The organism is Streptomyces hawaiiensis, from assembly GCF_004803895.1.
Classification (GTDB): Bacteria; Actinomycetota; Actinomycetes; order Streptomycetales; family Streptomycetaceae; genus Streptomyces; species Streptomyces hawaiiensis.
Window position 1 is genome coordinate 3581252 of the sequence record NZ_CP021978.1, and the last position, 20615, is coordinate 3601866.

Sequence of the window (20615 nt, forward strand, 5' to 3'; positions counted from 1 at the left end):
GCTTCCTGCCGGGACCGGCCGAACTGTCTTTCGGCCGGTCAGTGTATGCAGACCGTTCCGTGGCGCCTTCGTTGGCCGTGCGGCATTCCGCCCTCTGCCCCCCGACGGCGGTGAACGTGTGCTCAGCGGCCCTGGTAGCGCGCCGCCTTGGAGCGGGCCGAGCCGAGCTTTCCGTAGAGCTTGCGTCCCGGGCAGGCCGTGTTGAAGCCGTCCCGATGACCGGAGATCACGTTCAGTCGTACTTTCTTGCCTTTGCGGTGGAGATTGCTACCAGCCGACCTCAGGTAGGTCTTTCCCCTCGGGTTCATCCCGTACAGGCCCAGTTTCCAGGCCGCGAGCCGGGCGATGGCCTTGACCGCGGCCTTCGACGGCTTCTTGGTGCCGTACGACCCGAGGACGGCGATCCCCATGCTGCTGCTGTTGAAACCAAGGGTGTGCGCGCCGAGAACCGGCTTCGCCACGCCCCCGGCGCGCCCCTCGTAGATCTTTCCGCACTTGTCGATGACGAAGTTGTAGCCGATGTCCCGCCAGCCCATGCTCTTGACGTGGTAGCGGTAGATACTGCGGATGAGTGACGGGGACTGCGAGCAGCGGTACTTGTTGCCGCTGGCCGTGTGGTGCACGAAGGCCGCCTTGACCTTCTTCGTGTACCGGAAGCCCCGCTCCCGCAACCCCTCGCTCGCGCCCCAGCCGCGCCGCGTGACGATGCGTGGGCGCGGGCCGATGTGCGGCTTCGCCCGCTGCTGCTCCGTCAGCTCGCCGCCCCCGAGAGTGAGGAACGCCTGCTCGGTCTCCGCTCGGCTCTGCGCCGCGATCTCGGTGGCGCCGAGGGGGGCGAGGGCGGCGTTGGCGGCAAAGGCGTCGGTGACGGCCGAAGCCCCGGCGTTCAGGCCACCGGTGCGGGAGCCGTCCGCCGACGCGCCGCGGGGTGGGGCATCGTCCTCGGGGTCGACGAGTTCGAGGCGGAGGCCGGAGGGGAGCGGGGGCGCGGCGGGCAGTTTGCGGGCGCCCGTGGGGCGTTGGGAAGAGTTGGCGGCCCCGGCCGCGGGCCCGGCCGCGGGCCCGGAGCGGATGCGGAGTTCCACGCCGTCGGAGTTGCCCACCCACAGCGGGGCCGTGGCACCACGGACGCGGCTCGAGGTTCTCTCGGGGGTGTCCGGGTCGGCGGCGTGGTCGGCGTTGTGCGTCTCCACGTTCTGCCAGCCCGACCAGGTGCCGGTGCCGACGGCGCGGGTGCGGACCTGGACGCGGCCGTGCAGTTCGGCGCCGGGGTCGTCCCAGACCACGCCGACGAGGGAGAAGTGACGCACGGCACGCCGGGGCAGGATCTGCTCGCCGGAGGGAGTGGAAGGGGTACCGCGGTCAGGGGTGAGGGGTTCGAGGGGGAGGGACTGAGTGCTGCCGGAGGCGAGCGGTTCGGCCGCGCGCCGGTTGGTCAGGGTCGTGGCCGGTGTCCCCGCGTGGGGCGCGGGTCTCGCTGTCGCGACGGCTTCCGTGGTCGACACCGGTCCCGCCGTAGCCGCGAGGGCGGGAGGGGTGAGGGGGAGGGCCAGAGCGGCCGCACAGGTGACACCGATCGAGGAAGCAAGGAATCCACGCATGCTCCTGATCTTGGACATAGTCATACAAGTCTGTCCATTTGGGATGTGACGGATCGTCGGTCGGGTTCGGCCGAACCGGTGGCGGTTGTGCGGCGGGGCGGCGACCGGGCCGTTGGGTGAAGGGTCGTGCGCCGCGTACGCTTGCCCGGGTGAACGCCACCGATCGCACCCCCGCCGACCTGCTGGGTTCCGCGCTCGCCGCGGATCCGGGACGCCCCCTGGTGACCTTCTACGACGACGCCACGGGTGAACGTGTCGAACTGTCCGTGGCCACCTTCGCCAATTGGGTGGCCAAGACCGCGAACCTCCTCCAGGACGAGCTGTCCGTCGAGCCCGGGGACCGGGTGGCGCTGCTGCTGCCCGCGCACTGGCAGACGGCGGTGTGGCTGCTGGCGTGCGCGTCGGTGGGAGTCGTCGCCGACGTGTCCGGGGATGCCCGGGCGGCGGACGTCGTGGTGAGCGGCCCGGACCGGCTGGAGGAGGCACGGGCCTGCTCCGGCGCGCGGATCGCGATGGCGCTGCGGCCGCTCGGCGGGCGGTTCCCGCAGGCTCCCGAGGGGTTCACCGACTACGCGGTGGAAGTCCCGGGGCAGGGTGACCGGTTCGTGCCGTACGCACCCGTGGATCCGGAGGGGCCCGCGCTGATCGTGGCCGGGCGGGAGTTCAGCGGGGCCGAGGTGGTCGAGCGGGCCCGGGCCGAGGCGACGGCACTGGGTCTGACCGGGCCGGGGTCGCGGATCCTGTCGGGGCTGGCGTACGACACGTGGGAAGGGCTGAACGCGGGGCTGTACGGGCCGCTGGCCACCGGGGGTTCCGTGGTGCTGTGCCGGCATCTGGAGCAGGCCGGGGACGGCGTGCTGGACAAGCGGGTGGAGAGCGAGCGGGTCACGACGATCGCCCGCGGCACAGCGGGCCGGTAGCCGAGCCCCGCCGCCCGTTCGGCCCATCCCCGTCCGCCCCCCGCCCTTCATCCGCGCCATGGTCGTAGGAGCAGTGCGCGCGGGGCGTTCCTACGTCAGGAGGGGTGGTTGCTGCCGTGGGCTACAGGGTCGGTCCGGGCGTGGGGGCGTCCGCCAGTGGGCGGGGGCTCGTACGGCGGCACCGGCGGCGGTGGGTGCGGCTCACGGCGTTCGGGGTCACGGCTCTCCTCGTGGCGGCCGGCGGGGTCGGATGGGCCGTGTACGCGAAGCTCAGCGGGAACATCACACCCGACGAGGCGGCCGCCGCCGAACTCGCGCGGTACGACAAGGAGCGCCCGACCTCCCTGGTCAAGGACGCCCGGAACATCCTGCTGATCGGGTCGGACTCGCGCGAGGGGAGCGACAACGCCCGCTACGGGCGGGACTCCGGCACCGAGCGGTCCGACACCACGATCCTGCTGCATCTGTCCGCCGGCCGGGACAGCGCCACCGCCGTCTCCCTCCCCCGGGACCTGATGGTGGACCTGCCGGGCTGCCGGCGTCCGGACGGGTCCCGCAGCGCCCCCCGGTTCGCCATGTTCAACCAGGCCTTCCAGCTCGGCGGGTCGGCCTGCACCATCCGGACCGTGGAGAAGCTGACCGACATCCGCGTCGACCATCACGTCGTCGTCGACTTCCACGGCTTCAAGAAGATGGTCGACGCGGTCGACGGCGTCGAGGTGTGCCTGCGGGAGCCGATCGACGACCGGGCCGCCAAGCTGCGGCTGCCCGCCGGGCGCGTGACGCTCGACGGCGAGGAGGCCCTCGGTTACGTGCGCGCCCGCAAGACCCTCGGCGACGGCAGCGACACCGAGCGGATGGAGCGGCAGCAGCGTTTTCTCGGGGCACTCGTCAACGAGGTGCGCAGCAATGACGTCCTGCTGAATCCGGCGAAGCTGTATCCCGTGCTGGACGCCGCCACGTCGTCCCTCACCACCGACCCGGAACTGGCGAGCTTGCGTGGTTTGTACGAGCTCGTGCGCGGTCTGCGCGACATCCCCATGGAACAAGTGCAATTCCTGACCGTGCCCCGGGAGTCGTATGCGTACGACGCCAATCGCGACCAACTCGTGGAGCCCGCGGCGGAGCGGCTGTTCGAGCGGTTGCGTACGGACACACCCGTGGTCGTCGCGGGGAACGGCCCGCGGGAGGGGTCGTACGGGGATTCGTATCCGGGGCCTTATCGCGATCGCGCCGTCACCGTTTCTCCTCCACCGACGTTTCGGGGGAACACGGCAGCCGAGGACACCTGCAAGTAAAGCGGGCACCAAGGCCACTCCAAGGCCATGAACTCTTCACCTAGGAAATGGGCGAATTGCCCAGGTGTAGGGACGTGGAATGGGTCACCGTCGTCGCCCGTCGCCGAAAGGGACGGTTAGTGTGAGCGATCCGGTGCGCCCGGCTCTGAGGGACGGTCCTGAGGTCGCGCACTGTGTGACCGAGACCCGAGCGCCTTGGAGGGGAAGGCGCCGCGTGCCCCGACGGAGGAATCAGGCAACCGTGGACGCGCAAGGCCGTGGGCGGGCGGACGACATCGATCCCGCAGATCAGTGGGTGCTCAACCCGGACACCGGCGAATACGAACTGCGACTGGCCCCTTCCGCACCGCAGTCGGGGGTCCCCGGGCCTCGCAGGCCACCGTCCCGCGAGACGGGCCAGTCGGCGCGCGGCCGTACGGAGGCGCCCGGCCGTGCGCGGCCCGAGAGGCCCGGCCGTGCGGTGCCGCCGCCGCGCAGGCGCCGCGGGGCGCCGGAGGAGCCGCTGCCGGGGCGGCGCGGACGGCGCCCGGCCAAGAAGGCCTCCAAGAGCAAGAAGGTCCTGCTGTGGACCGGTGGCACGATGGCGTTCGTGCTGATCGCCGGAGCGGGTGCCGCGTACTTCTACATCGAGCACCTGAACGGCAACATCGCGTCCGTCTCGGACGACGGCGCGAGCACCGGTGGCTTCCAGAAGGACAAGGCGATCAACATCCTGCTGATCGGCACCGACAAGCGCACCGGCAAGGGCAACGAGGACTACGGCGACGCGGGCAGTGTCGGGCATGCCGACACCACGATCCTGCTGCACGTCTCCAAGGACCGTTCGAACGCGACCGCGCTGAGCATCCCGCGTGACCTGATCGTCGACGTGCCGGACTGCCCGACGACGCAGGAGGACGGCACCCAGAAGATCATCCCCGGCACGCAGCAGGTCCGCTTCAACACCAGCCTCGGCCAGGACGGCCGTACGCCCAGCTGCACGATGCGGACCGTGACCGAGCTGACCGGGGTCAAGCCGGACAACTTCATGGTCGCGGACTTCAACGCCGTCAAGACGCTGACCAGCGCGGTCGGCGGGGTCGAGGTCTGCGTGGGCAAGGACCTCGACGACCCGGACTCGCACCTGAAGCTGTCGAAGGGCATGCACACCATCGAGGGCGAGCAGGCGCTGGCCTTCGTGCGCACCCGGCACGCCGTCGGCTTCGGCGGGGACCTGAGCCGGATCGGGCTGCAGCAGCAGTTCCTGAGCGCGCTGATGCGCAAGCTGAAGTCCAACGACACCCTCACCAGCCCGTCGAAGATGCTCGACCTGGCCGAGGCGGGCACCAAGGCGCTGACCGTCGACTCGCAGCTGGACAGCATCGGCAAGCTGAAGGACCTGGGTCTGGAGCTGGGCAAGCTCAACGTCAAGAACCTGACGTTCACCACCACTCCGGTCATCGACAACCCGACCGAGAAGGTCAAGGCCACGGTCGTACTGAACGAGTCGACGGCCCCACAGGTCTTCAACATGATCAAGAACGACGTCTCCTTCACCGCCGTCAAGGAGCAGAAGAAGAAGGAGGCGGCCGCGGTCGCCGCCCGGCTGAAGGGCAGCAAGGCCCCGGCCTCCGAGGTGCGGGTGCGGATCCTCAACGGCGGTGCCGTCGCCGGCAGCGCCCAGGAGACGCTGAGCTGGCTGCAGAACGAGGAGGGCGTGACCAAGTCGGAGAACGCCGGCAACGCGCCCGCCCAGCTGGCGAAGACCACCCTCGAATACGCGCCCGACCAGGCGGCCCAGGCGCGCCGCCTCGCCGCCATCATGGGCCTGTCCGGGGCGGCGATGAAGCCGGGCGAGAGCGTCACCAACTCCCAAGGGGTGCCCGCGATGACGCTGACCCTCGGCAAGGACTTCGAGGGGGCCGGGGTCTCCCTCACGGCGCCCTCAAAGGCACCGGAGGGGGTGCAGAAGTCCACCGCCGACAAGGTGGAGTGTGCCAAGTGACGCGAATTTCCTTCGCGTTCGCCGAACTTCCTTCAAACAAATGGGCGGTATTGCCCAGTTGTGAGAACGTGGAATTTGTCACCCACGTCGCTTGACGCCGAAGTGTGCGGATAGTGTGTGCGATCCAGTGCTCTCACCCATGAGGTCCGTCCTGGGGGCGTGCACTGCTTGACCAGCACCGTGCGCCTTCCGGGGGAGGGCGCCGCGTGGCCCGACGGAGGAATCAGGCAACCGTGGACGCGCAAGGCCGTGGGCGGGCGGACGACATCGACCCCGCAGACCAGTGGGTACTCAACCCGGACACCGGCGAATACGAACTGCGACTGGCCCCTTCCGCAGCGCAGTCGCCCGTTCCCGGGCCGCGCGGTTCCGGTGGCCGTGGCACGACCGGAACAGGCGGTGCGGCACGTGCCCGCAAGACCGCCCCTGCCCGGCGTTCCGGGGCGGCCGCCCCCGGCGGTGAGACTCCCTCCCCGCGCAGACGCACCGGCGCCCCGGCCGAGACGGCCGCGGGGCGGCGCGGGCGCCGCCCGGTGCCGAAGAAGGCGAAAGGCAAGAAGGTCCTGGTGTGGACCGGCGCCTCGCTGGCCCTCGTGCTGGTCGGCGCGAGCGGGGCCGCGTACCTCTACTACGAGCACCTCAACAGCAACATCACGTCCGTCTCCGACGACGGCGCCGGCACCGGCGGGTTCAGCAAGGACCGCGCGATCAACATCCTGCTGGTCGGCACCGACAAGCGCACCGGCAAGGGCAACGAGGGCTACGGCGACAAGGACAGCGCCGGACACGCGGACACCACGCTGGTGCTGCACGTGTCCAAGGACCGTACGAACGCGACGGTGCTGAGCATCCCGCGCGACCTGATCACCGACATCCCGGACTGCCCGACGACGCAGGAGGACGGCTCGGAGAAGATCATCCCGGGCACGCAGCGCACCCGCTTCAACAACAGCCTCGGGCAGGAGGACCGGACGCCGAGCTGCACCATGCGCACGATCACCGAGCTCACCGGGCTGAAGATGGACCACTTCATGGTGGCCGACTTCAACGCCGTCAAGACGCTGACCAGCGCGGTGGGCGGGGTCGACGTCTGTCTGGCCAAGGACATCAAGGACCCCGACTCCAAGCTCGACCTGCCCAAGGGCGAGCACACGATCGAGGGCGAGGAGGCGCTGGCCTTCGTCCGGACCCGGCACTCCGTGGGCCTCGGCGGCGACCTGAGCCGCATCGAGCTGCAACAGCAGTTCCTGGGCTCGATGATGCGCAAGCTGAAGTCCAACGACACCCTGACCAGCCCGAGGAAGATGATCAAGTTGGCGGAGGCGGGCACCAAGGCGCTGACCGTCGACTCCCAGATCAGCACGATCAAGAAGCTGGCCGATCTCGGCGCCGAGCTGGGCAAGTTCGACACCAAGAACCTCACGTTCGCGACCGTGCCCGTCGACGACAACCCGGCGGAGAAGATCAAGGCCACGGTGGTCCTGAAGGAGCCGCAGGCCCAGCAGCTCTTCGCGATGGTCCGGGAGGACGTGTCGCTGAGCGACGTGAAGCAGCAGAAGAAGAAGGAGAAGGCCGCCGAGGCCGCCCGGCTGAAGGGCACCAAGGCCCCTGCCTCCGAGGTCCGGGTGCGCATCCTCAACGGCGGTGCCGTCACCGGCAGCGCCCAGGAGACGCTCAGCTGGCTGCAGGTCCAGGAGGGTGTGACCAAGTCCGAGAACGCGGGCAACGCGGAGCAGCCGCTGGCGAAGACCACGCTCGAGTACGGGCCCGACCAGGCGGACCAGGCGCGCCGGCTCGCCGAGATCATGGGTCTGTCCGGGGCCGCGCTGAAGCCGGGCGAGAGCGTCACCAACTCCCAGGGGGTGCCCGCGATGACGCTGACCCTGGGCAAGGACTTCGAGGGGGCGGGCGTGCCCCTCACGACTCCGGCGAAGGTGCCGGACGCCGTGCAGAAGGCCACGGCCGACAAGGTCGAGTGCGCGAAGTGACCTGACCGTCCCTTCCTGCGTCTCACAGGTGGACGGAACATGCCCGGACGAATCGGCCGGGTGTACATCCGACCGGGCATGTCAGTGGTCCAACCAGGAGCGGGGACGACCGTGCTCCGGCGGAGCAGCGGGGGAACCCGTGTCCGGACGGCGCGGGTCGCCGTGATCCGAACACGACGCGGGGCAGACCCGTGGGTCGGCCGTAGGGGTGGGGAGGCAGGGGTATGGCGCAGAGCGACGTGCGCGGAGGCGGCACACGGCACGATTCGGGCGGCCTGGCCCAGGACGAGCGTCCGGGGACGGCGGCGCCCGCCGCGGGCGGGGGCGAGGGGGGCCGAGGCGGCCACGGCCGGCGGCGTGGCCGGCGGCGCGGCGGCAGCCGCCGGATATTGCGCTGGTCCGCGATCGTGCTGTCGGTACTGATACTCGGGACGGCCGGCGCCGGATACCTCTACTACCGCCATCTCAACGGCAACATCGACAAGGGCAAACGCAACAGCGGCGAGTCCGACGTCGAGAAGACCGGGCCCAACGCGGCGGGCCAGACCCCGCTCAACATCCTGCTGATCGGTTCCGACAGCCGGAACTCCGCGGAGAACGTCAAGCTCGGCGGCAGCAAGGACAACGTCGGCAGCAAGCCCCTGGCGGATGTGCAGATGCTCCTGCACGTCTCGGCGGACCGCGAGAGCGCGTCCGTGGTGAGCATCCCGCGGGACACCCGGGTGGACATCCCGAAGTGCGTCGACCCCGACACCGGGGAGACCTACCCGGCCAAGAACACGATCATCAACGAGACGCTCCAGCGCGGCGGTCCGGGCTGCACCCTCGCCACCTGGCAGAACCTGACCGGCGTGTACATCGACCACTGGATGATGGTCGACTTCGCCGGAGTGGTGGACATGGCGGACGCGATCGGCGGCGTCCCGGTCTGCGTCAACCAGAACGTGTGGGACCGGCCGCTGCCCCGTCAGCGCGGCGGCTCCGGACTGAAGCTGAAGGCCGGCACGCACAAGGTGCAGGGCAAGCAGGCGCTGCAGTGGCTGCGCACCCGCCACGCCTGGGGCAGTGACCCGCTGCGCGCCAAGGCACAGCACATGTACATGAACGCGATGATCCGGACGCTGAAGCAGCAGAATGTCTTCACCGACACCGGCCGCCTGATGGGCCTGGCCGAGTCGGGCACGAAGGCGCTGAAGGTGTCCGAGGAGATCGGCACGGTCAAGGAGCTGTACGACGTGGGCATGCAGCTGAAGTCGGTGCCGACGAACCGCATCACGATGACGACGATGCCGTGGATCGAAGACCCGCTGGACCGCAACCACCTCGTGCCGAGGCCCGAGGACGCCGACAAGATGTGGGCGATGCTCCGCGACGACGTCTCCTTCGACAAGGGCGGAAAGGCGCCTGCGGCCGCGGGCTCGGGTCCGTCCCCGGCGTCGGTGCGGGCCACGGGGCCCGCCGCCGCGCCGGCCGCGGGGCTGTCGGTCTCCGTCGTCAACGGGACGGCGAGTGAGGAGCGGGCCGCCGTTCCCCGGCGGGCCGCCGCGATCGTGGCGGCGCTGCAGCAGGAGGGCTTCACCCGGGCCGTCGCCTCGGGCGAGCAGGACCCCCACGCCCGGACCCAGGTGACGTACCCCAAGAGCACGGGGGAGCAGGGCCGGGCCAACGCGCTGTCGGTGGCGAAGGCGGTCGGCATCCCGAGCGGCCAGGTGCGGGCCACCGACGACGTCACCACCACGCTGACCATCGGCAGCGACTGGCGGGAGGGCACGACCTACCCGAAGCAGAAGGCTCCCAAGGCGGGCGATCTGCCCGACTCCGCGGACGCGCTGACCGCGGACAAGAAGGAGTGCATGGACGTGTACCCGCCCTACCGGTGGTGAACTCGTCCGCGCCCGGTGCGTGAGAGAGCGGGGCCCGCCGTCCGGGAGGACGGCGGGCCCGTCTCGTCCAAGACGGCGGGTCCGCTGCGCGGGGCCTCAGCCGGCTGGACCTGCCCGCCGCGCCGGGCAGGGTGGAGACCGGCGGGCACACCGGTGGCCAGGCCGGGCAGGGGGCGGGGAGTGCCGTCCCGGCCGTCGGCGCCGCACAGCCGCGGCCACGTGCACCGTGGGCCCCCTTCGCGGACGGGAAGGGGGCCCACGGTGCACGTCAGGTCAGCTCGCGGCGGCGTCCGCGCGCACCGCGGGGCGCCGGGAGGCGATGACCTTCTTCGCCAGCGCCCGCGGGCTGGTCAGGAAGCCCCAGCCCCACGACATGTGCATCGTGGCCAGCGCCACGGGGATCCGCAGCCGCGCCTTCAGCGGCAGACCCTTGCCCGCCGGCACCGAGCCGAGCAGGATCGCCGCGAGGTACCCGCCGGGCACCACGAAGCCCCAGGGCGTCAGCAGCGCGCCCACCACGGCACCGGCCGCGATCGCGCACACGGCGGTCGGCGGGGCGAGGTAGCGCAGGTTGATGGAGCCCTCGTGGTAGCGGGCGACCACGTGCCGCCAGCGGCCGTAGTCCTTGTACTGCTTGGCGAGCGCCTTCACGCTCGGCCGGGGCCGGTAGGACACCTTCAGCTCGGGCGAGAACCAGATGAGGCCCCCGGCCTCCCTGATCCGGAAGTTCAGCTCCCAGTCCTGGGCGCGGATGAACTCCACGTTGTAGCCGCCCTGCCGCTCCAGCGCCTCGCGCCGGAACACCCCCAGATAGACGGTCTCGGCGGGGCCCGCCTGCCCGCCGGTGTGGAAGGCGGCGTTGCCGACCCCGATCTTCGAGGTCATCGCGGCGGCGACCGCGTGCTCCCAGTCGTTCTCGCCCTCGGCGTGCATGATGCCGCCGACGTTCTGCGCGCCGGTCTCCTCCAGGAGCCGTACGGCGGTGGCGATGTAGTTCGGCGAGAGCATGCCGTGCCCGTCGACGCGGACGACGATCGGATGCCGGGAGGCGTTGATCGCCGCGTTCAGCGCCGCGGGCGTACGGCCGGTGGGGTTCGGGACGGTGTGTACACGCGCGTCTTCTGCCACGAGCTCGGCGGCGATCTCGTCCGTGCGGTCCGTGGACGGACCGAGGGCGATCACGACCTCCATCTCGCCGGCGTACTCCTGCGCGAGGATCGCTTGGACTGCTCCCCGCAGATGCCGCTCCTCGTTGAGGACGGGCATGATCACGGAAACGGCGGGGAGCCGCACGTCGGGATTGGCGTTCATAGGGGGCTCACGTTACCGCGAACGGGGGACACCGGTGCGCGCCGCCGGGGCGGTGGCGCGGGCCGCAGATCGTATCGGCCTACGGTTTCACGGATCCCACGTACGGCCGTCGTCCGGAGGTGTCCCCATGCCCACGCCGCCGCGGTCCCCTCGGCTCAACGCCGCCCCCCGGCACCGCCCGCAGCCCCCCTCCCCCCGCCGCGCTCCGCGCAGGCCCGCACCGCCCGCGCGCAAGCCGCGCTGGGGCATGCGGGCGGTCACCACGCTGTCCGTGGTGGTCCTCGCCTCCGCCGGCATCGGGCACGCGGTGATGACCAGCCTGGACGCGGACATCGCCCGGGTCGACCCCTTCAAGGACATGAAGAATCGCCCGCAGGCGGGCCACGGCATGAACGTCCTGCTGGTCGGCACCGACGGCCGCGAGAAGATCAGCAAGGAGGAGCGCCGCAAGTACCGGCTGGGCGGCGCCCCCTGCCACTGCACCGACACGATCATGATCGTGCACATCTCCGAGGACCGGGACCGGGCCAGCGTGGTGAGCCTGCCCCGCGACTCGTACGCGGTGACGCCGTCGCACGTCGACCGGGTGTCGGGCAAGCGGCACCACGGGCACCCCGTCAAGCTGAACGCGGCGTACGCCGAGGGCGGGCCGCAGCTGACCGTGCGCACCGTCGAGAACATGACGAAGGTGAAGATCGACCACTACCTGGAGGTCGACTTCACCAGCTTCATGAAGACGGTGGACGTGGTCGGGGGCGTGCAGATCTGCACCGCCGATCCCCTCAAGGACAGCTACACCGGCCTCGACCTCCCGGCCGGGCGGCACACGCTCGGGGGCGGGCAGGCGCTGCAGTTCGTCCGCGCCCGCCATGTCGACGGGGCCTCCGACCTGGGCCGTATGAAGCGGCAGCAGCGCTTCATGGCGGCGCTCGTGGAACGGCTCACCTCGTCCGGGATCCTGCTCAACCCCATGAAGTTCCGGGACGTGACGCGGGCGGTGCTCGGCTCGGTACGGGCCGACAAGGGCTTCGGCACGGACGAGATGCTGGACCTGGGCCGGGCCATGCGGAACTTCTCGCCCTCCTCCTCCGAGTTCACGACCGTCCCGATCGGGCGGATGGGGTACGCCGTGAAAGGCGTCGGCTCCACGCTGAAGTGGGACCCCGTGAAGGCGGAGCGCCTCTTCCACGCCCTGCGCCAGGACCAGCCGCTGTCGGTGCACCGGCCGCGCGGCGCGGCCCGGATCGTCCCGGTCGCCCCCCAGCAGATCCGCGTCCAGGTGGAGAACGGCACCCGCACGCCCGGCCTCGGCCGCCGCGTGGACGCGGCCCTGGCGTCGACGGGCTTCCGCACGACCAAGGCGCCGGTGAACGCCGCCGCCCGCGACGTCAAGCGCACGATCGTCGCCCACGACCCCCGCTGGGACCGCTCCGCCAAGTCCCTCGCGGCGGCCCTGCCGGGCAGCGAACTCCGGGCGGTCAAGGGCCTGGGCCCGACCCTGAAGGTGATCGCGGGCCCGGACTTCGAACGCGTCCGCAAGGTACGGGCCGAGGACCCCGGTCAGGGCGAGTCCGGGGTGGTGCGGGGGAACGAGGTGGCCTGCACGTAGCAGTCCGGGCGGCCCGGGTCAGTCCTCGAACCCCTCGGCCGCCCGCTTCTCCCGCAGGTCCATGATCGCCCGGCGGCGGGCCAGGCGGTGGGTGCGGCGGATCTGGGCCTCCTGGTAGCGGCGATCGTCGCGTTCGGTCTCCGGGAGGACCGGAGGAACCCGACGGGGCTTGCCGTCGGCGTCGACCGCGGCGAAGACGAGGTAGGCGGAGCCGACCTGCGTGGGCGGGGCGGACTCGTTCCAGCGTTCGGCCAGGACCCGGACGCCGACCTCCATGGACGTCCGGCCGGTCCAGTTCACCTGCGCCTTGACGTGCACCAGGTCACCGACGCGGACCGGCTCCAGGAACGCCATCTCGTCCATCGACGCGGTGACCGCCGGCCCACCGGAGTGCCGCCCGGCCACGGCCCCCGCCGCGTCGTCGACCAGCTTCATGATCACTCCGCCGTGCACGGTCCCCAGAAGGTTCGTGTCGTTGTGGGTCATGATGTGGCTGAGGGTCGTGCGGGACGCCGAAGTCGGCTTGCCCGGGATATCCGGACTGCCGGAATCCGCAGCTGGGGCCTGGTCTGTCATGGCCCCCACCTTATGCCGAGGCGGTATGAGGGGGATTTGTGTCAGCTTCGCCACAGCCGTGCTCTGATTTTCCGACGACTCTTGTATGGCCCACTACCGGGACCTGCACACTGGGGCGCATGAATGATTGGCCCGAGGGATTTTCCGCCGACAACCGCGGCAGCCGGTACGGACGCGGCAGCTCGAGCGCACAGCCCGAGAGCGCCCGTGTCATGCGGCAGGTCCGCCGCGGTCCGGCGGCGTCGCCCGGGCAGGCGGGATACGGCGGTGCCCCGCCGTACGGCGGCGGAGTGCCGCAGCAGCCGTCGTACGTCGACGGGGGTGGCCACGGCCCCGGTGCCGGCTACGACAGCGGCTACAACACCGGTCAGGTCTACGGCGCCCCCGGCGGCAGAGGCCCCGGCGTCCCGGGCGACGGCGTGTACGAGCCGCGCCCCGCGCCGAACTGGCGCCGCCGCATCAAGGTGACGGCCATCACCGTGGTGACGCTGTTGGTCGTGACGAGCGTCGGCACGTACTTCTGGGCCGACTCCAAGCTCAACCGCGACGTCGACCTGTCGAAGGTCATCGACCGTCCGGAGGCGGGCGAGGGCACGAACTACCTGATCGTCGGCTCCGACAGCCGCAAGGGCATGTCGGCCGAGGAGAAGAAGAAGCTGCACACCGGGTCCGCCGAGGGCAAGCGCACCGACTCGATGATGATCCTGCACACCGGCGGCGGCGCCCCCACGCTGATCTCGCTGCCGCGCGACTCGAACGTCACGATCCCGTCGTTCAAGGGCTCCGACTCCGGCAAGCTCTACCCGGCCACCGGCCGCCAGACGAAGCTGAACGCGGCCTACGCCGAGGACGGCCCGGAGCTGCTGGTGCGCACGGTGGAGGCCAACACGGGCCTGCACATCGACCACTACGTGGAGATCGGCTTCGCCGGCTTCGCGAGCATCGTGGACGCGGTCGGCGGCGTCGAGATGGACATCCCGCAGGACATCAAGGACACCAAGTCCGGCGCGGACCTCAAGAAGGGCAAGCAGACCCTCAACGGCGAGCAGGCCCTCGCCTTCGTCCGCACCCGCTACGCCCTCAGGGGCTCCGACCTGGACCGCACGAAGAACCAGCAGAAGTTCCTGTCGGCCCTGGCCAGCCAGGTCGCCACCCCGGGCACGATCATGAACCCCTTCAAGCTCTACCCCACCATGGGCGCCGGCCTGGACTCCCTCGTGGTCGACAAGGACATGGGCCTGTTCGACCTGGCATCCATGTTCTGGGCGATGAAGGGCGTCAGCGGCGGCGAGGGCAAGTCGATGAACATGCCGATCGCGGGAAACGCACCCAACGGCAACCTCCAGTGGGACACCGCGAAGATGAAGACGCTGGTGAACCAGCTGAAGAACGACGAGCAGGTCACCGTCTCGGGCAACTGAGCGGGCAGGCGGCGAAAAGGGGGCACCCGGGCGGGTGCCCCCTTCGCCGTGAGGCGGTGCTCACATCGAGGCGGCCGACATCGAGCGGCACATCTCGGCACAGCGGCGACAGGCCTCGGCACAGCGCATCATCTGCGCGTCCTCCGGCATGGACATACACGCCTCGGCGCACATGTCACAGGCCCGGGCGCACATCGCGCACATCTCGGCCATGAGGGGCGAGCGGCGCATCATCATGTCGGCGCACATGCGCGTCATCTCGGCGCAGTCCATGACCGCGCGCATGATCTGCATCTGGGCCGGGCCGCCCATCTGCAGGCACGAGCTCATGGTCTCCTCGCACACGCTGTGGCAGGTCATGCAGGCCTGGACGCAGTCCTGCATCTCCTTGCTCAGTGGGGTGGTGGTGGCGTGCTGCTGGGTCATGACGTCCTCCCGGGAAGCGGCGGGAGCCGCGGATCGGCGCCCGCTCCTCTCGTCCTACGCCTGCGGCCCCATGAGCACCACAGGGCGGACCCGCCCGTGTGCGGTTCCCTCCGTTTGTGAGGCACGACTCACCGGGCTCTGCGTGAAACCCCCGGCAGCGGCAAAGAGGGGATGCAGGCGCCCCGGGGCCCGGTGCGCACAGGCGGGGCGGCGAGCAACCCGTGCAGGGGGGAGACCCACACATGACACAGCAGGCGTATGACGAACGGCGGGCTCCGGAGCCGAGAGGACCGCAGGCGCAGAAGCAGCGGCTGCGCAGGCGGCTGGAGCGGCTGATCGGCATCGCCGCGACCGAGGGCAACGAGCTCGTGCCGCTGCGCAACGGCGACGAGATCTTCCCCGCGATGCTGGCCGCCATCCGTGCCGCGGAGCACACCGTCGACATGATGACGTTCGTGTACTGGCGCGGCGAGATCGCCCACGAGTTCGCCGCCGCCCTGGCCGAGCGGGCCCGTGCGGGTGTCCGGGTGCGGCTGCTGCTGGACGGCTTCGGCGCCAAGGAGATAGAGCGGGACCTGCTGGACGCCATGGACGAGGCCGGCGTCCAGGTGGCCTGGTTCCGAAGGCCCACACGCCTGTCACCGATGCGGCAGAACCACCGCTGCCACCGCAAGGTGCTGGTCACCGACGAGCACACGGCCTTCACCGGAGGCGTGGGCATCGCGCAGGAGTGGTGCGGCGCCGCCCGGAACCCCGACGAGTGGCGCGACACCCATGTACAGGTCCGCGGCCCCGCCGTGGACGGCATCGCCGCGGCCTTCGCCCAGAACTGGGCCGAGTGCCACGACGACCTCTACGACGACCACGACCGCTTCACCGCCCAGGAGCAGCCGGGCCGGGCCGCGGTCCAGGTCGTGCGGGGTTCGGCCGCCTTCGGCTGGCAGGACATGCAGACGGTCCTGCGGGTCCTGATCGCCTCGGCGCAGGAGCGCCTGCGGCTCGCCACGGCCTACTTCGCCCCCGACACCTACTTCATCGGGCTCCTGGCCGCGGCGGCCCGCCGCGGAGTCACGGTCGAGATCCTGCTCCCCGGCCCGCACACCGACCAGCGGGCGTGCCTGCTGGCCGGGCGACAGCACTACCAGACGCTCGTCGACGCCGGCGTGGACGTGCGGGAGTACCAGCCGACCATGCTCCACACGAAGATCATCACGGTGGACGGGGTCTGCTCCCTCATCGGCTCCACCAACTTCAACCGCCGCTCCATGGAGCACGACGAGGAGGTCGTCCTGGCCGTCCTGGACGAGGACTTCACCGCGGAGCTCGACGCTGACTTCGACGCCGACCGCAAGCGGAGCGAGCCGATCGACCCCTCCCGCTGGAAGCGGCGTCCCCTGCCCCTGCGCCTCGCCGAGACCGCGGTCACGCCGATCCGGCGCTTCCTGTGAGAACCCCGGGGGCCGAAGGGCCCGGCCCCCGGAGACGGGGCTACGGCAGGTTGCGCGCCATGACGACGTTGGAGGCACCAACACCGGCCGCGCTATAGACGAGCAGGCCTGGGGCAGGTTACGCGGTTTCCTGTTCCGTCAACCGTGATCGCTTGACCCGCACACCTCACCCTCGGGAGCATCGAGCCACACGCGGGGTATTCGCAGCAGCACGCGAGAGGGGACCCAGGACCATGAAGGTCACCAAGCTGGTCAGCACGTGCGATCTCACGGAGTGCCCGACGATCTACACGACGGATCGCGGAACCTTCCTGGTGCAGGGCGAGACTCCGGCCGATCACGGGCTTCAGATTCCCGCTCACGAAACCCTGGTCGAGATCCCGATGGAACTGATCCAGAAGGCCATTCGTGAAAACCTCATCTAGGACCCTGGGCGACCTCTTCGACGCGTTCAAGCGTGAGGCGTTCCGGCTGGAAACCCTGGACGACTACAGCAAGTCCGGGAACGTCGACGCCTACCACGCTTTCTTGGCCGGGGAGCCGCAGCCGGACGACTACAACGCGGGCTGGGTCGAAGAACTCCGCTCCCACACCGAGAAGGGGAAACGGGTTTACCGGGTGCACATTCTGTCCCGCCCCCTCACGAACTATCTTAGGTTCGAACTCGGGTGGGGCTACCAGAAGAACACGACCGGAGGTGAGGAGTTCTTCATCCTCGATATCACCGACAAACCCAACCCCCTGGAGAACGTTCCAGACTTCTGGTTCTTCGATTCCGATTCTGTAGCTGTGATGAACTACGACGGAGCCGGGAAGTACCTGGGTTCGGAAGTACTGCCGCCGGAACGAACGGCGGAATTCACGCGGTATCGTGACGCGGCGCTCGCGCACGCGGAGCCGTTCACCGAATGGTGGGCCAAGTACGGGGCGTGAACAGAGCACAGCTTGGAGCCGCGCTGCGGGCTCTGCGAGTGGCATCCAGCAAGGAAGCCAAAGCGGTTGCCCGCAGCGCCCTCATGTCCCCGTCCAAGCTGTCCAAGATCGAAAATGCGAAGCTCGCAGCCAGCGCGACGGACGTAGAGCGCATCCTGACCGCCATCGGCGTCTCGGATGAGGTCAAGGCGGAGTACGCCGAGGCCGCCCGAGCGTCGGCCACGGAAGCTACGGCGTGGCGCCTCCTCAAGCGCATCGGAGTTCACAAAGGCCAGCAGGCCGCCAAGGCTCTGGAAGCCCAGATGTCGATGCTGCGGCTGTTCCAACCGGTTCTGGTTCCCGGGCTGCTCCAGACGCCGGAGTACATCCGGGCCGTTCTGCAACGTCACAACCTGAGTGAGGACGCTCTCACACGGACGCTCAGCGGGAGACTCGAACGCCAAGCGGTCCTCTACGACAACGCGAAGGCACTGCGGTTCGTCATCACGGAACCTGTCCTGCGGTGGCGAATCGTCCCGCCACAGATGATGGCCGCACAACTCGACCGCATCGTTTCCATTTCACGCCTCTCCCATGTGGACATCCGCGTAGTTCCCCTACGGATTCAGCAGCACGACATTGCGAATCACGCGTTCGTCATCCGTGACGACCGAATGGTCACGGTAGAGACAGTCCACGCTGAGGTAGTCGTCACGAACCCCAGAGATGTAGGGCTCTACGTCGACAAGTTCGATGGATTCGAGCGAGTGGCGTTGTCTGGTAACGAAATGCGGAGTCTGGTCGAGGGCATCCGCGACGACTTTTTGCGGGAACAGGAAACAGGCTAGAACCGCACCCGGGGGCCACCGAAGATGGCGCCATGGAGAGCGAAGAGAGAACTTCCGATCCTGGGCCCCAGACCACGGCAGGGACGTGCCTAAACGAACTCCCGCGTGAGCCTTCGGCGGTGCCTGGCTGCTCTGACTGCCTGTCCCCTGATGGACTGGGCTGTCGTCAACGAGATCATCGGCCGGAACCCGTGCAAGAAGGTCAACGGTGCAGGCAGCCGCGCCAAGGAGATCCGGCAGCACAAGAGCACCGCGCGGCGACTCACGACGCGGGAAGGCCGGGTGTGGCCTGCGGCTGGGCGAGGCCATGGCGGTATCCCGCGATCAGATCGACTTCAAGGCCGAGGCGCTTCGGGTCGACTTCCAGATTGCGGAGGACGGCGACACCGAGTCGGGCAAGAACAGTGCGATCCAGCGTCGGCACATCAAGGCTCGTGACGAAGGAGAGCCAGGGCGTACTGTCCCCCTCCCGCCGAACGTTGCTTTCGAGCTTCGGCGGCACATCAAGAACCACGGCGTATGGGGGCCGGAACGGCTTCTCTTCCCCAACGTCACGCGGACTGGGTACCTCTACGCGTCGTACTTCTACCCGAAGATCTGGATGGAGGCTCTGGGCAAGGGACAGGTGAAGTACTGCAAGGCTCACTCGCTCCGGCATTACTACGGGTCGCGGCTGCTGTACGCCGGAGTCCCCGAGAACGACGTGGCTGATTGGATGGGCCACAGCAGCACGGACGTACTGAGGGAGCACTACCACTACATCTTCGAAGGGGCCGAGCAGCGCGGCCGGGCCGCCATCGCAACGATGTTGACGCCCGGCGCCGACGACCCCACGGAGGCGACAGAGGTCGCCTGATCCGCAGACGAAAGCAGCCCCCGGCATCACGTCGGGGGCTGCTTTGTTTGTGCAGGTCAGTGGCCGTTTCCCGCCCGGCATCCACCCAGGATTCCCCCAGCACGACGCTCAGGAACAGGCGAGAACAGGCGAGAACGGGCCTCAACGGACTGGAACCCGTAGCCGCCTCCCCGGGCCACCGAAACGACTCCTGACCTGCAAAAACCTTGCTAGGGAAGGTTCCTGGCCATCACGATCCGCTGAACTTGGTTCGTGCCCTCATAAATCTGGGTGATCTTGGCGTCGCGCATCATGCGCTCCACCGGGTAGTCGCGCGTGTAGCCGTACCCGCCGAGGAGCTGGACCGCGTCCGTCGTGACCTCCATCGCCACGTCCGAGGCGAAGCACTTGGCGGCGGCGCCCAGGTAGGTGAGGTCGGCGTCGACGCGCTGGGAGGCGGCGGCGGCCTGGTAGGTCAGGGCGCGGGCGGCCGAGATCTTCATCGCCATGTCGGCGAGCATGAACTGGATGCCCTGGAAGTCGGCGATCGCCTTGCCGAACTGCTTGCGCTCCTGGACGTAGCCCTTGGCGTAGTCGAGGGCGCCCTGGGCGATGCCGAGGGCCTGGGCGGCGATGGTGATGCGGGTGTGGTCGAGGGTCTTCATCGCCGTGGCGAAGCCGGTGCCCTCCTCGCCGATCATGCGGTCGGCGGGGATGCGGACGTTGTCGAGGTAGACCTCGCGGGTCGGGGAGCCCTTGATGCCGAGCTTCTTCTCCGGGGCGCCGAAGGAGACGCCCTCGTCGGACTTCTCGACGACGAAGGCGGAGATGCCCTTGGAGCGCTTGGCCGGGTCGGTGACGGCCATCACCGTGTAGTACTCGGACTCGCCGGCGTTGGTGATCCAGCGCTTCACGCCGTTGAGGACGTAGTGGTCGCCGTCGCGGACGGCCTTGGTCTTCATGCCGGCGGCGTCGGAGCCGGCGTCCGGCTCGGAGAGGCAGTAGGAGAACATGCCCTCGCCCTTGGCGAGCGGGGTCATGTACCGCTTCTTCAGGTCCTCGGAGCCGGAGAGGATCACCGGCAGGGAGCCCAGCTTGTTGACGGCCGGGATGAGGGAGGAGGAGGCGCAGACCCGGGCGACCTCCTCGATCACTATGACGGTGGCCAGCGCGTCCGCGCCGGAGCCGCCGTACTCCTCGGGTACGTGCACGGCGTGCAGGTCGTTCGCGACCAGCGCCTGGAGGGCCTCGCGCGGGAAGCGGGCCTCCTCGTCCACCGCGGCGGCGTGCGGCGCGATCTTCGCCTCGGCCAGGGAGCGGACGGCGTCACGGAGCATGTCGTGCTCCTCGGACGGGCGGTACAGGTCGAAGTCAGCCGATCCGGCCAAGGTCTCTCACGCTCCAAAACGCTGCGATGCTGAAGCTAACTACCGTTAAGTAATCAAAAGTTTATGGGGTCGCCCACGGGAGTGATACGTGAGCTAGGCGACAGCTGAGAAGTTGCCCAGTGAAGCGCGCCGCCATGCCCCGGCTATGCTCGGGCGCGCACCACATG

17 protein-coding genes are annotated in these 20615 nt (G+C 69.5%); 12 read left to right on the forward strand and 5 right to left on the reverse strand.

The features are described 5' to 3' along the window. Positions 1 to 122 precede the first annotated feature (122 nt). Positions 123 to 1601, reverse strand: a complete 1479-nt coding sequence (locus CEB94_RS16315) for a peptidoglycan recognition protein family protein (RefSeq protein ID WP_175432922.1) — start codon at positions 1599 to 1601, stop codon at positions 123 to 125. A 149-nt stretch (positions 1602 to 1750) separates the two neighbouring features. Here CEB94_RS16315 and CEB94_RS16320 point away from each other — a divergent pair, with 149 nt between their 5' ends. From CEB94_RS16320 to CEB94_RS16340, 5 genes are all read left to right on the forward strand, one after another. Then, the gene (locus tag CEB94_RS16320) at positions 1751 to 2521 is read left to right on the forward strand and encodes a TIGR03089 family protein (protein WP_175432923.1); all 771 of its coding nucleotides are present in this window, start codon (positions 1751 to 1753) and stop codon (positions 2519 to 2521) included. Positions 2522 to 2625: 104 nt separating this feature from the next. Then, a complete protein-coding gene (locus tag CEB94_RS16325; RefSeq protein WP_455568365.1) occupies positions 2626 to 3819 on the forward strand; it encodes an LCP family protein in 1194 nt (397 codons plus the stop codon). A gap of 241 nt (positions 3820 to 4060) precedes the next feature. Further along, the gene (locus tag CEB94_RS16330) at positions 4061 to 5803 is read left to right on the forward strand and encodes an LCP family protein (protein ID WP_175432924.1); all 1743 of its coding nucleotides are present in this window, start codon (positions 4061 to 4063) and stop codon (positions 5801 to 5803) included. A gap of 233 nt (positions 5804 to 6036) precedes the next feature. Continuing rightward, complete coding sequence (locus CEB94_RS16335; RefSeq protein ID WP_175432925.1) at positions 6037 to 7791, forward strand: LCP family protein; 1755 nt, start codon at positions 6037 to 6039, stop codon at positions 7789 to 7791. Between the two features lie 224 nt (positions 7792 to 8015). Beyond that, positions 8016 to 9674, forward strand: a complete 1659-nt coding sequence (locus CEB94_RS16340; RefSeq protein ID WP_175432926.1) for an LCP family protein — start codon at positions 8016 to 8018, stop codon at positions 9672 to 9674. Between the two features lie 273 nt (positions 9675 to 9947). On the opposite strand, the gene CEB94_RS16345 is transcribed toward CEB94_RS16340, so the two are convergent. Further along, positions 9948 to 10985 carry a glycosyltransferase family 2 protein gene (locus CEB94_RS16345; RefSeq protein WP_175432927.1) on the reverse strand — a complete coding sequence of 346 codons (1038 nt, stop codon included), beginning with the start codon at positions 10983 to 10985 and terminating at the stop codon, positions 9948 to 9950. Positions 10986 to 11112: 127 nt separating this feature from the next. Between CEB94_RS16345 and CEB94_RS16350 the strand changes: the two genes are divergently transcribed. Continuing rightward, entirely contained in the window at positions 11113 to 12594 is a 1482-nt protein-coding gene (locus tag CEB94_RS16350; protein ID WP_175432928.1) for an LCP family protein, read from the forward strand. A gap of 18 nt (positions 12595 to 12612) precedes the next feature. Here CEB94_RS16350 and CEB94_RS16355 read toward each other — a convergent pair whose 3' ends face one another. Next, complete coding sequence (locus CEB94_RS16355) at positions 12613 to 13170, reverse strand: acyl-CoA thioesterase (protein WP_175432929.1); 558 nt, start codon at positions 13168 to 13170, stop codon at positions 12613 to 12615. A gap of 119 nt (positions 13171 to 13289) precedes the next feature. Between CEB94_RS16355 and CEB94_RS16360 the strand changes: the two genes are divergently transcribed. After that, entirely contained in the window at positions 13290 to 14591 is a 1302-nt protein-coding gene (locus CEB94_RS16360; protein ID WP_175432930.1) for an LCP family protein, read from the forward strand. A 60-nt stretch (positions 14592 to 14651) separates the two neighbouring features. Here CEB94_RS16360 and CEB94_RS16365 read toward each other — a convergent pair whose 3' ends face one another. Beyond that, positions 14652 to 15017, reverse strand: a complete 366-nt coding sequence (locus tag CEB94_RS16365) for a four-helix bundle copper-binding protein (RefSeq protein WP_175432931.1) — start codon at positions 15015 to 15017, stop codon at positions 14652 to 14654. A 242-nt stretch (positions 15018 to 15259) separates the two neighbouring features. Here CEB94_RS16365 and CEB94_RS16370 point away from each other — a divergent pair, with 242 nt between their 5' ends. From CEB94_RS16370 to CEB94_RS16390, 5 genes are all read left to right on the forward strand, one after another. Beyond that, complete coding sequence (locus CEB94_RS16370; protein ID WP_175432932.1) at positions 15260 to 16465, forward strand: phospholipase D-like domain-containing protein; 1206 nt, start codon at positions 15260 to 15262, stop codon at positions 16463 to 16465. Positions 16466 to 16698: 233 nt separating this feature from the next. Then, positions 16699 to 16890: a hypothetical protein gene (locus CEB94_RS16375; RefSeq protein ID WP_175432933.1), complete on the forward strand. Its 192-nt coding sequence runs from the start codon at positions 16699 to 16701 to the stop codon at positions 16888 to 16890. Beyond that, positions 16874 to 17398, forward strand: coding sequence for a DUF6879 family protein (locus tag CEB94_RS16380; RefSeq protein ID WP_175432934.1), 525 nt, complete (start codon positions 16874 to 16876; stop codon positions 17396 to 17398). The genes CEB94_RS16375 and CEB94_RS16380 overlap by 17 nt, the downstream gene beginning before the upstream one ends. Further along, positions 17395 to 18225: a helix-turn-helix domain-containing protein gene (locus tag CEB94_RS16385; protein ID WP_246111813.1), complete on the forward strand. Its 831-nt coding sequence runs from the start codon at positions 17395 to 17397 to the stop codon at positions 18223 to 18225. Before CEB94_RS16380 ends, CEB94_RS16385 begins: the two co-directional genes overlap by 4 nt. 307 nt (positions 18226 to 18532) lie before the next feature. Continuing rightward, positions 18533 to 19081 (forward strand): site-specific integrase, encoded by a 549-nt coding sequence (locus tag CEB94_RS16390; protein WP_246111814.1) that lies wholly within the window; start codon positions 18533 to 18535, stop codon positions 19079 to 19081. 209 nt (positions 19082 to 19290) lie between these two features. On the opposite strand, the gene CEB94_RS16395 is transcribed toward CEB94_RS16390, so the two are convergent. Then, a complete protein-coding gene (locus tag CEB94_RS16395) occupies positions 19291 to 20448 on the reverse strand; it encodes an acyl-CoA dehydrogenase family protein (protein WP_281292504.1) in 1158 nt (385 codons plus the stop codon). Between the last annotated feature and the right edge of the window lie 167 nt (positions 20449 to 20615).

Excerpts from the sequence above, each read along its gene's own strand:
- CEB94_RS16375 (WP_175432933.1), top strand. The coding sequence starts at position 16,699 with ATGAAGGTCACCAAGCTGGTCAGCACGTGCGATCTCACGGAGTGCCCG.
- CEB94_RS16370 (WP_175432932.1), top strand. The coding sequence starts at position 15,260 with ATGACACAGCAGGCGTATGACGAACGGCGGGCTCCGGAGCCGAGAGGA.
- CEB94_RS16350 (WP_175432928.1), top strand. The coding sequence starts at position 11,113 with ATGCCCACGCCGCCGCGGTCCCCTCGGCTCAACGCCGCCCCCCGGCAC.
- CEB94_RS16355 (WP_175432929.1), bottom strand. The coding sequence starts at position 13,170 with ATGACAGACCAGGCCCCAGCTGCGGATTCCGGCAGTCCGGATATCCCG.
- CEB94_RS16365 (WP_175432931.1), bottom strand. The coding sequence starts at position 15,017 with ATGACCCAGCAGCACGCCACCACCACCCCACTGAGCAAGGAGATGCAG.
- CEB94_RS16360 (WP_175432930.1), top strand. The coding sequence starts at position 13,290 with ATGAATGATTGGCCCGAGGGATTTTCCGCCGACAACCGCGGCAGCCGG.
- CEB94_RS16345 (WP_175432927.1), bottom strand. The coding sequence starts at position 10,985 with ATGAACGCCAATCCCGACGTGCGGCTCCCCGCCGTTTCCGTGATCATG.
- CEB94_RS16315 (WP_175432922.1), bottom strand. The coding sequence starts at position 1,601 with ATGCGTGGATTCCTTGCTTCCTCGATCGGTGTCACCTGTGCGGCCGCT.
- CEB94_RS16390 (WP_246111814.1), top strand. The coding sequence starts at position 18,533 with ATGGCGGTATCCCGCGATCAGATCGACTTCAAGGCCGAGGCGCTTCGG.
- CEB94_RS16340 (WP_175432926.1), top strand. The coding sequence starts at position 8,016 with ATGGCGCAGAGCGACGTGCGCGGAGGCGGCACACGGCACGATTCGGGC.